We start from the raw sequence: 10,301 nt of genomic DNA, 5'->3' as shown, positions 1-10,301 counted from the left end.
GGCAACGGAGGATAAAAATAATGCGTTACAAGTGTTCACTAGAATTAATATTTTTAGTAAAATAAGCTCAGTTATTTAAAATCATGACATTGCACGATGATTGATTGATGAATATTTGATAAATGATTGATGATTAAGGAACATCTCCCATGAGCACACACCGTAAACATGATACCGCCAACCAACATGAACATGATTTTACCCACGCTTCTATCAACTGGATACCTGCTGTGATATTGGTCAGCACACCTTTACTGGCACTGATTTTAGTACCTTGGTATCTATGGACACATCAATTTAACGCATCAGTTTGGTGGCTATTTGCCTTTATGATGGCATGGACAGGTTTGAGCATCACCGCAGGCTATCACCGTTTGTTAGCTCACCGTGCTTATACCGCTCACCCCATGGTTAAATATTTTTTGCTTTTGGGAGCAACTTTTGCGGTGCAAAGTTCGGCATTTGACTGGTGTTCTGGACATCGTACACATCACCGCCATGTCGATGATGAACACAAAGACCCCTACTCTGCTCGCCGTGGTTTTTGGTTTAGCCACATTGGTTGGATGTTAAAAAATTACCCCAGCGGACAGTTTGATTATAAAAACATTCCCGACTTACTCAAAGACCCAATATTACAAATTCAGCACAAATACTATGGCATTTGGGTATTACTAACCAACATCGGTATCATGACACTGGTGGGTTGGTTGATTGGTGATATTGCAGGCACATTGATTATTGCAGGCTTGCTACGCTTGGTATTGACGCATCATTTTACTTTTTTTATCAATTCTTTATGCCACATGTTTGGCTCACGCCCTTATACCGACAGTAACACCGCTCGTGATAACTTTGTGTTGGCAATTTTTACCTGGGGGGAAGGTTATCATAACTATCATCACTACTTTCAATACGACTACCGTAATGGCGTTAAATGGTGGCAATACGACCCAACCAAGTGGTTAATTTTGGCACTATCAAAAGTTGGCTTAGCCAATGATTTACGCACCGTTGATGATGCCACCATCAAACATGCTGAAGTTCAGATGCAGTTTACTCGTGCCAATGCTCGTATGGACAAAATCACCAGCATGAATATTAATTTAATGGACTTTGATAACATCAAAACCAAAATTACCAATGAGTATCATGCCTTTAATGCCACGGTCGAAGAATGGCAAGCATTAAAAAAGAAAAGCATTGAAATGAAAAAAAATGAATTCTCAGAACGGTTGCATGAAGTAGATGAAGCACTTAAAGATCAATACAAGCAAATCGAACAAAAAATTTATGCCCACAGTCAGCAGTTAGAAAGTGTGCTTAAACAATTATATCGAGTATCGGTCTGATGCAATTTTGCAACCAATACAATCAGCTAGACCAAAGACTTTATCATCGTCAAGCCCCCAATCCTTTGCCCAATCCAGTCATTGGGCATTTTAATCATCAAGTGGCAGAGCATATTGGCTGGTCTCAAGATGTCAATTTAATGACAAATTGGGTGGACATCATCGCAGGGCAACACATACCAGACGGCTTTGCCCCCCTTGCCATGGCGTATGCTGGGCATCAATTTGGACATTGGGCAGGTCAACTTGGTGATGGACGTGGCTTACTGATGGCTCAAGTCATCGACAATCATGGTAAGCTGACAGACTTACATCTTAAAGGTGTGGGGCGTACCCCTTATTCACGCATGGGTGATGGTCGTGCGGTATTACGCAGTACCATTCGAGAATATCTGGGTGGTCATGCCCTCACTCATTTGGGCATTGCGTCATCAAATGCGTTGGGCTTTGTCAGCTCTGATTTGCCAGTGTATCGTGAGCAGGTTGAGACCGCTGCTGCCTTGATGCGAGTGGCGGATTGTCATATACGGCTTGGGCATCTTGAATGGGTGGCAAGTTATGCCCCTGATTTGTTTGATGGATTTATTGACCATGTCATGCAGACTTATTTTTCTGATTGTCAAGATGCCCCACTGCCTATTTTGGCGATGACCGAGCAAATCATTCGCAAAACTGCCCAACTGATGGCGTATTGGCAAGCTTACGGCTTTATTCATGGGGTAATGAATACCGATAATTTATCTTTAACAGGAGCAACGATAGACTTTGGCCCTTATGCCTTTATGGAACGACTAGACCCCCACTGGATTAGCAACCATTCTGACAGCTTTGGGCGATACACCCATGCCAATCAACCAAGCATGGCTTTGTGGAACTTACAAACCACATTGCCACATTTATTGCGTTACCGTGTGGGCAGTGTGCAAAGTCTGTCTCGAGCTAAGCTGGACATGGCGTTAGGGCAGTTTGAAAAAGAATTCATCACCAAATATCGTCATCTGATGTGTCAGCGTTTGGGTTTGGGTTTAAATCACAGGTTAGAGCAGGATTTGACCAACGCAACCAGCCATGATAATGGCCATAAAAATAACCATGATGAACTGGCACGTGATTTTGTGATGCTGATTCATCAAAACCAGTTGGATTATAATAACAGCTTTCGTGGTCTGTTAGGATTGTTTGATGGGGCAAGCGGTGTCCACCAATTTTTATCACAACAATTTGAAAAACAGTTGAGTGCCACTGCAAAAATCACATGGCAGGCTTGGCGACAGCGTTATCTGACGGCAATAACAGACGAAACAAAAACCATCAATCAACTTAGCAACACAAATCCTTTGTACATTGTGCGTAATGGCATGCTAGAACGTGCCATCACACAAGCAAAAGCCCAAGATTTTAGCGAAGTTGACAGACTGTATCATTTGCTTGCCAAACCATTTGATGAGCATGGCTTTGCTTGTGATACCGACCTGTTGGTCTTACCAAAGGGACAAAGACCGGTGGCGTTGAGCTGTTCATCTTAACCTATAGCCAATGGCAACCATATAATGATAGAATGTTTTTATCAGTTTTTAAAAAATACAACTTAACTTATTAACTTAACTTCAACACCTTATGACTTTAATACTTTAACTTTAATACTTTAACACTTTAACACATTATTTTTTACTCCATTCACACTCACCACATTAACGGATAACAGACAGCTTATGAGCAACACCACCTACACCACCCATGCCGATACCACACAGGCGGTTGACCAACAAAGTTTAGAACAATCCGCCCTACACTATCACCAACACCCAAGGCCTGGTAAAATCTCAGTTACCCCAACCAAACAAATTGCCAACCAACGTGATTTGGCATTGGCATATTCTCCAGGGGTCGCCGTCCCCTGTTTAGAAATCGAAAAAAACCCCAAGATGGCAGCCAAATACACCGCACGTGCCAACCTTGTTGGTGTCATCACCAATGGCACTGCCGTTTTGGGTTTGGGCAACATAGGCGCATTGGCGTCTAAACCTGTCATGGAAGGCAAAGGTGTGTTGTTTAAAAAATTTGCTGGCATTGACGTATTCGACATTGAAATTGCTCAAAATGACCCTGATAAATTCATCGAAGCGGTGGCAGCACTTGAACCAACCTTTGGCGGCATCAACCTAGAAGACATCAAAGCCCCAGAATGCTTTAAAATCGAAAAAGAGCTCAGAGAACGCATGAACATTCCTGTGTTCCATGATGACCAACACGGCACATCGATTATCGTAGGCGCTGCCCTACTCAATGCCTTGATACTGACCAACAAACGCATCGAAGACATCACCGTGGTTTGTTCTGGTGCAGGAGCAGCTGCCATTTCATGTCTTGACCTGATGTGTGCATTGGGTGTCAATAAAAATAACATCTATGTTGCCGACTCAAGGGGCATCATCAGCACAGATCGTGACAATCTAGACCCGTCAAAACAACGCTATGCCAGAGCCACAGATGCCAAAACCATTAATGACATCATCGATGGCACAGACATGTTTTTAGGCTTGTCCATGGCAGGCATCTTAACCCAAGATATGGTTAAACGCATGGCAAAAGACCCCATTATCTTTGCCCTAGCTAACCCAAATCCTGAAATCATGCCCGAAGAAGCCCACGCTGCTCGCCCTGATGTCATCATGGCAACAGGTCGCTCTGATTATCCCAACCAAGTCAATAATGCCTTATGCTTCCCTTATATTTTCCGTGGGGCATTGGACGTGGGAGCAACAACAATCAACGAAGAGATGAAAATTGCTTGCGTAAAAGCCATTGCTGCCATGGCTCATGTCGAAGCAACGCCAACCAATTATGCTAAAAAAGAGGTCGATAAACTAAAAAGCTTTGGCAAAGAGTATCTGATTCCAGGACCACTTGAACCCAACCTAATTCTTGAAATTGCCCCTGCGGTTGCCAAAGCCGCCATGGATTCAGGCGTGGCAACACTGCCCATCGAAGATTTTAACGCCTATCGGCAAAAGCTGTCTGAATTTGTCTACAACTCAGCTTTAATCATGAAACCTGTGTTTGCTAAAGCAAAAACCGCTCCCAAACGCATTGTCTTTAGCGAAGGTGAAGACATCAATGTGTTGCGTGCCGTACAAGTGGTGGTAGATGAAGGCATTGCCAAGCCAATTTTAGTGGGGCGGCCAGAAGTGATTATTGACCGCATCAATAAATTGGGCTTACGACTACAAAAAGACCAGCATTTAGAAATTGTCAATCCCAACAGCGACCCACGCTACAATGACTACTGGCAATTTTATTATAAAAACAATCAACGACGTGGGGTCAGCATTGAGCTTGCTCGCCGTGATGTGCGTCGCAAAACCACCCTTATCGGAGCATTATTGGTAGAAAAAGGCGATGCAGACGGTCTAATTTGTGGGACGTTTGGCCATTATGGACTACATCTGTCTTACATCAAAAATGTCATTGGTAAAAAAGAAGACGTCAATGATTTTTATTCGATGTCAGCGGTATTGATGCAAGACCGCACCATTTTTATTGCTGACCCATACATTCACGAAAATCCCACGGCTGAACAGATTGCTGAGATGAGCATCTTAGCAGCCCAAGAAATGCGACGCTTTGGCATCACACCTCGTGTGGCACTTTTGTCTCACTCTAACTTTGGCACATCAGACAAACAAGATGCTTGTAAGATGCGTAACGCTCATGACATCTTAACACGCATGAATGTGGATTTTGAGTTTGATGGTGAAATGCACGGCGACTCAGCACTTAATGAAGTCTTACGTCAACAAGAATTCCCATTCACTACACTCAAAGGCTCAGCCAATTTACTTATCATGCCATCACTGGATGCTGCCAACATTGCGTTTAACTTACTAAAAGCCGCCACAAACAGTGCCGCCATTGGACCCATCTTACTGGGGGCAAACAAACCTGTGCATATCCTAACACCATCAGCAACCGCTCGTCGTATTGTCAACATGACAGCATTGGCAGTGCATCAAGCACAAACGCAAAATGAACAGGGCTAAGTGCATTGGGTAATTTTAATTGCATCGATTTAACGGCATTCACTTCACCCAACAACAGGAGCATGACTACATTAGATTACATAATTTTGAGATTTGGTTACATTTAAACGGAAAAGTTAACAATTAACTTTGCACATGACCGCTAAAATATGACATAATATTTCAAGGTTAATGAATTTATAGATTTTATGGATGATGCTAGGGGCATGCTAACTGGCATCATCATACATTTCTAATTATCATCAAAACATCACCAACAGTTACTTTTGGTGACTGATTTTTCAACGTTAAGGACTTAATATGAAAGTACTTTCTTATTCTGCCATCGCTGCTGCTGTATTGGCATCTACTTCTTCTATGGCTGCCATACAAGTGGGCGAAAGTGCCACTAATTTTTTCCAAACTGCCACACACCCAGCCGCCATCAGTGCTGAGATTGGCACATTAGGTTATGGTGCTAATATTGCTTGGGGTGTGAATGAATCAACCGAGCTACAAGCAGGTTGGAGTGGTATGGACCTTAAGGGTGATACCAAACTAAACGCCAACGACTCTTGGATTAATTATGATAAAGTTTTGGGTGAAGGCTATGGTGATTTTAAAGGTAAATTAGACTATAAAGTTAAATATAGCAACCCTTACTTAGCCGTACAAATGCGTCCATTCAAAAATTCCTTTACCGTGGGTACAGGGGTAATGGTGCCTAAAAATGAGCTTAATATTAAAGTAACTTCAGAATCTACTGGCACTGACAATTCTATCAGTTTTGATAATAATAAAAATAAATTTACTCTTAGCGATGAAGCTGCCATTGAAGTACGTGCTAAAAATAAAAACCGCCTAGCCCCTTATGCCACTCTTGGTTTCCGTCCTAATATCGGCGATCGTTGGGGTGCATTTGCTGAAGTGGGTGCAGCTTATATGGGTGATTTTAAATCCACTACCAAGGTAACTGGTACCGTCAAACAAACCACAAAAGATGGCCAGAATGTAGCACAAGCTCAAGCAATCGAAAATGCTAAGCAAGAACTTGAAAATAAAATTACAAATAGTGTCAAGACTGATCTTAAGTGGTACCCAATCGCTAAAGTTGGTGTGACTTATCGCTTCTAAGCATTAAGCAACACTTAAAAAATATCGTAAAATACAGCAAAACATAAAAGGTGAGCAAAATTGCTCAGCTTTTATGTTTGTGTTCTTTTTTATTTATTTCATGATGTTGGTTTCAGCAAGATAACCAAATCGTTAAATGGCAAGTCGCTAAATTGCAAATCATTAAGCTGATGGCAATAAAAATGATAACTGCCATACCCTTTGATTTCCAACTTTATGGGCTGCTTACAAACAAGGTGATTTAAACCATCGGATTGACTATTTGCTGATAATATGGCATCTAACACATTTATCTTTAACCCATCTATCAAACTTATTTGCTCAATTTTTATCAAACATTCTTTTATTTGCCATAATAATTTACAACAAGCATCACTTTGATGCTTTGGCAACGTTGTTAGGTAATCACACTCATCTTGGCAAAAAAATCGCTCTGCCACCTTGATGCTAACAGGATTTTTCTCTATGTCTATTCCCACTGGCTCATTAGACACCACAACTGCCACATACGCTTTACTGTGACTAAAAGACACCCATTTACCATCGTCTAATCGATAAGGATAGTTGCTGTCATTGAGTTGTGTGTGAATGTGATAATAAGCCAATAACTTGGTCAGTAATTCTCTGACTGCTTGGCTTTGTATGAATTTTTTATCAGCCTTTTGATGCTTTTTATTTTGATGTTCTTTATGCAGATAAAATTGTGCCTGCCCAAACCAAACCGCATCATGATAAAAGAGATGTTGATTTTTTAACCCAAACAATGCAATTCTCATTAAATTAAAGTAAAATGAATAACATGAAGGACACACCCTCACACATTGCCCCACACATTATTAAAACCCATAATATTAAAACCCATAATCAATGCCATGACTGATGACCAACCTGACTCATATCAATCTGATTCGCATCAATCTGATTTGCTTCAGCAAACATTATCCATATCCGAAACAGAACAAGCCAAACATAAGTCTGATGATGAGTTTGATGACACGGTACTTAATTTATCTGACTATCTGTCTGCTGTCTCCATGGTGCTTAGCCACACGTTTAATCATAAAGTATGGGTCAAAGCAGAAATCCGCAATCTGTCGTCAAAGTCTGGGCATTACTATTTTGAACTGGCAGAAAAGTCAGATGATGGTAGCGTTGTGGCAAGTTGCCGAGCCACCTTATGGCGTTATCAAGCAAGTGGGGTATTGGACAAATTTCGTCATGCCACAGGGTCAGAGCTGACTGCCAATCTTAGCGTCATGCTCAAAGTGGCTGCCAATTTTCATCGTCTATATGGTTTTTCTTTAAACATAGATGACATTGACCCTAATTATACGTTGGGTGATTTGGCAAGGCAATATACCGCCATGATTGAACGTTTGGACAATGAAAATTTACTACATGCCAATCAAAAAATCCCCAAGCCTTTTGATATTCAACATGTGTTGGTCATCGCTCCCCAAGATGCAGCAGGTTTGGGAGATTTTCGCAAAGAGTCTGATTTATTAGAACAGCATGGCGTATGCCAGTTCCATTATTATCATGCCACCTTTCAAGGCAATCATGCTCCCAAAGAAATCCAAGAAGCCATCACATTGGCATTTAGACAGTTAACTTCTCGACCTGATGTTGTGGTCATCATTCGTGGTGGTGGTTCGGTGGGGGATTTGGCGTATCTTAATGACTATGAGCTTGCGGTATTGGTTGCAAAGTTACCTGTGCCTGTCTGGGTGGGAATCGGTCATGCACGAGACCGAGTCATCTTAGATGATGTGGCACAGCGTCGTTTTGATACCCCATCTAAAGTGATTACTGGCATCATCAACCAGCTACAAACCATCACGAATCAAGCTCAGCAAGCATTCATCAACATACAAACCACTGCTAACCGCTTGACCTCTTTGGCTCATACGCTGAATCACACACAAATGATGCACATCAAATCTGCCAGTATGCAACAAACTGCCATTGCCAAAACCCAATGCGTGTCTTATTTGCAGTTGGTTAAAAGACAGTCACACGTTGCAATCCACCAAGTTCATCAACGGTGTGATGCTCATATCAATCAGGTGAAACAACATGCTTTTTATGACTTAAAATCCACTTCCAACCAAGCTGACCAACAGCTTTTACAGGTCAAACAATCAGCATACTGGCAGTTAGCAACTGCTAAAAAACAAACGCAACACCAACAACAGATGATATTAACACAACACCCTAAGCGAGTGTTAGAGAAAGGCTATGTGCTTATCAAAGACCACCATGGCAAAGCAATCAGTACGGTTAAAAACTTAAATCTCGGTCAGCAGATTCAGTTAGAATTTAAAGATGGGCAAGCAAATGCCACCATCATATCCCCATCATAAAGGTAATCCCATATAAAAAATTCCATTAAAGGAACTCCCATGAAACAAACCACAAGCCCAACTCGTAAACGCAAAAATGGCCCAAAAACCTTCAAAGATGCTTACGATATTTTACAAACCAATGCGACTTTACTACAAACTCAACAAGAACCAGACATCGATAATCTGATGACAATCGTGGAAGAGTCCATCACGGCTTATAAGGTTTGTCAAAATCGGATAGAATCTGTACAACAAGCCTTGGACAGTGCATTTTCCCCAGATGACAACGATAAATAACGATAAATAAAAATGACAGATAACAATAATAGATAACAACAATAAACACATCAACATCTGACAATCAACATGGCCATTCTGCCAGTGTGCTTCTGCCCCATGTGCGTGGCTCTACGGTGTGAATAATAGGCATCATCAGCATAGCCACAAGGTGCTTGGCGGTTGTATAACTGTATGTTAATTTGAGCTTGCCTACCGATTTGCTCGAGTTGCCAAATGGCGAGTGCTTGGATATTCAGCCAAGTCTTTTGGGGTTGAGCATGTGCCTGAGTGATTAGATTAAATAGTTTGTTGTCAGCATTGTGATTTTTTACGATGCTATTATGTGCGTTGTTATGTACATTGTTGTTTGCATGACTTATGTGTTCGCTGGATAAATCGGCATGGTGTGCCAAACTTTGGCTGACAAGCTTGTGAGCTAAGTCAATGCCCACTTCATAGTTTTGTCCACCGATACATGCTCCCATAAATGCCTTTATTGTTAGCCCAGCAGGGTTTGGACAAGAATGGTTAGATGGTTGCTGATTGTTTGTGGCTGATTGTAAGGCTTTGGCTGATTGCAAAACAGTGTTGATGGTTTTTTTAATAATGCCATTTGCCAAGCCCTGCCAGCCTGCATGAATGCAAGCAATCATACCCAAATCAACAAAGTGCAGACAAATCGGCACACAATCAGCGGTCATGATGGCTAATGCCACGCCTTTATTACGGCTAAACAAGGCATCAGCATTGGGAGCTTTGATGGATAACATCTGTTCATCACCATCAATGATGGCATTGCCATGTACCTGATTTAGCCAATGAATTCGGTGAATGACATTATCACCATTGGTGGTGGGCTTATCATTGACATTAATATTGACATTGATACTGACATTGGTGGATTGTTGGCTCAAATTTGCCAATAAATACGCTCGATTTGCCAATACCTTATTGGCATCATCTTGCACATGTAACCCAAGATTAAACGCCCCATATGGTGCGTCATCAGCAATCATCGCATCATTTAAAACAAGTGTATTATCTGTATCTGTGTTGTTTTTTGCAAGGGTCTGCACCACCATGATGTCGTTGTCTTGATGAATGACTCGCCAAGGTTTAAAATCAGGCTTAAAATAAGGTGATGGTTGCATGTTGATGTCTCACGGATTCGT

8 protein-coding genes are annotated in these 10,301 nt (G+C 41.6%); 6 read left to right on the top strand and 2 right to left on the bottom strand.

Translation table 11 applies throughout. From position 1 onward, the window contains the following. The first annotated feature begins 149 nt into the window (after window positions 1–149). From B0682_RS01330 to B0682_RS01315, 4 genes are all read left to right on the top strand, one after another. Entirely contained in the window at window positions 150–1,352 is a 1,203-nt protein-coding gene (locus B0682_RS01330) for an acyl-CoA desaturase (RefSeq protein ID WP_078306290.1), read from the top strand. Beyond that, window positions 1,352–2,878 (top strand): protein adenylyltransferase SelO, encoded by a 1,527-nt coding sequence (locus tag B0682_RS01325; RefSeq protein WP_078306289.1) that lies wholly within the window; start codon window positions 1,352–1,354, stop codon window positions 2,876–2,878. The genes B0682_RS01330 and B0682_RS01325 overlap by 1 nt, the downstream gene beginning before the upstream one ends. A 186-nt stretch (window positions 2,879–3,064) precedes the next feature. After that, window positions 3,065–5,392 carry an NADP-dependent malic enzyme gene (locus B0682_RS01320; RefSeq protein ID WP_078306288.1) on the top strand — a complete coding sequence of 776 codons (2,328 nt, stop codon included), beginning with the start codon at window positions 3,065–3,067 and terminating at the stop codon, window positions 5,390–5,392. Window positions 5,393–5,692: 300 nt separating this feature from the next. Further along, complete coding sequence (locus tag B0682_RS01315) at window positions 5,693–6,505, top strand: hypothetical protein (RefSeq protein WP_078306287.1); 813 nt, start codon at window positions 5,693–5,695, stop codon at window positions 6,503–6,505. 98 nt (window positions 6,506–6,603) lie between these two features. On the opposite strand, the gene B0682_RS01310 is transcribed toward B0682_RS01315, so the two are convergent. Continuing rightward, a complete protein-coding gene (locus tag B0682_RS01310; RefSeq protein ID WP_158077836.1) occupies window positions 6,604–7,269 on the bottom strand; it encodes a 4'-phosphopantetheinyl transferase family protein in 666 nt (221 codons plus the stop codon). A gap of 108 nt (window positions 7,270–7,377) precedes the next feature. Between B0682_RS01310 and xseA the strand changes: the two genes are divergently transcribed. Both xseA and xseB read left to right on the top strand, forming a co-directional pair. Then, the gene (gene xseA, locus B0682_RS01305) at window positions 7,378–8,868 is read left to right on the top strand and encodes an exodeoxyribonuclease VII large subunit (RefSeq protein WP_078306317.1); all 1,491 of its coding nucleotides are present in this window, start codon (window positions 7,378–7,380) and stop codon (window positions 8,866–8,868) included. A gap of 39 nt (window positions 8,869–8,907) precedes the next feature. Then, window positions 8,908–9,147 (top strand): exodeoxyribonuclease VII small subunit, encoded by a 240-nt coding sequence (gene xseB, locus B0682_RS01300; RefSeq protein WP_078306286.1) that lies wholly within the window; start codon window positions 8,908–8,910, stop codon window positions 9,145–9,147. A 50-nt stretch (window positions 9,148–9,197) separates the two neighbouring features. On the opposite strand, the gene B0682_RS01295 is transcribed toward xseB, so the two are convergent. After that, window positions 9,198–10,280: a purine nucleoside phosphorylase YfiH/LACC1 family protein gene (locus tag B0682_RS01295; protein WP_078306285.1), complete on the bottom strand. Its 1,083-nt coding sequence runs from the start codon at window positions 10,278–10,280 to the stop codon at window positions 9,198–9,200. Between the last annotated feature and the right edge of the window lie 21 nt (window positions 10,281–10,301).

The organism is Lwoffella lincolnii (genome assembly GCF_002014765.1).
GTDB lineage: Bacteria > Pseudomonadota > Gammaproteobacteria > Pseudomonadales > Moraxellaceae > Psychrobacter > Psychrobacter lincolnii.
The sequence above is the reverse complement of the archived record's forward strand: the minus strand, read 5'-3'. Positions and strand labels throughout refer to the sequence as shown.

Coding starts and splice junctions, on each gene's coding strand:
- xseA (WP_078306317.1), top strand. CDS start 7,378: ATGACTGATGACCAACCTGACTCATATCAATCTGATTCGCATCAATCT.
- B0682_RS01295 (WP_078306285.1), bottom strand. CDS start 10,280: ATGCAACCATCACCTTATTTTAAGCCTGATTTTAAACCTTGGCGAGTC.
- xseB (WP_078306286.1), top strand. CDS start 8,908: ATGAAACAAACCACAAGCCCAACTCGTAAACGCAAAAATGGCCCAAAA.
- B0682_RS01330 (WP_078306290.1), top strand. CDS start 150: ATGAGCACACACCGTAAACATGATACCGCCAACCAACATGAACATGAT.
- B0682_RS01325 (WP_078306289.1), top strand. CDS start 1,352: ATGCAATTTTGCAACCAATACAATCAGCTAGACCAAAGACTTTATCAT.
- B0682_RS01315 (WP_078306287.1), top strand. CDS start 5,693: ATGAAAGTACTTTCTTATTCTGCCATCGCTGCTGCTGTATTGGCATCT.
- B0682_RS01320 (WP_078306288.1), top strand. CDS start 3,065: ATGAGCAACACCACCTACACCACCCATGCCGATACCACACAGGCGGTT.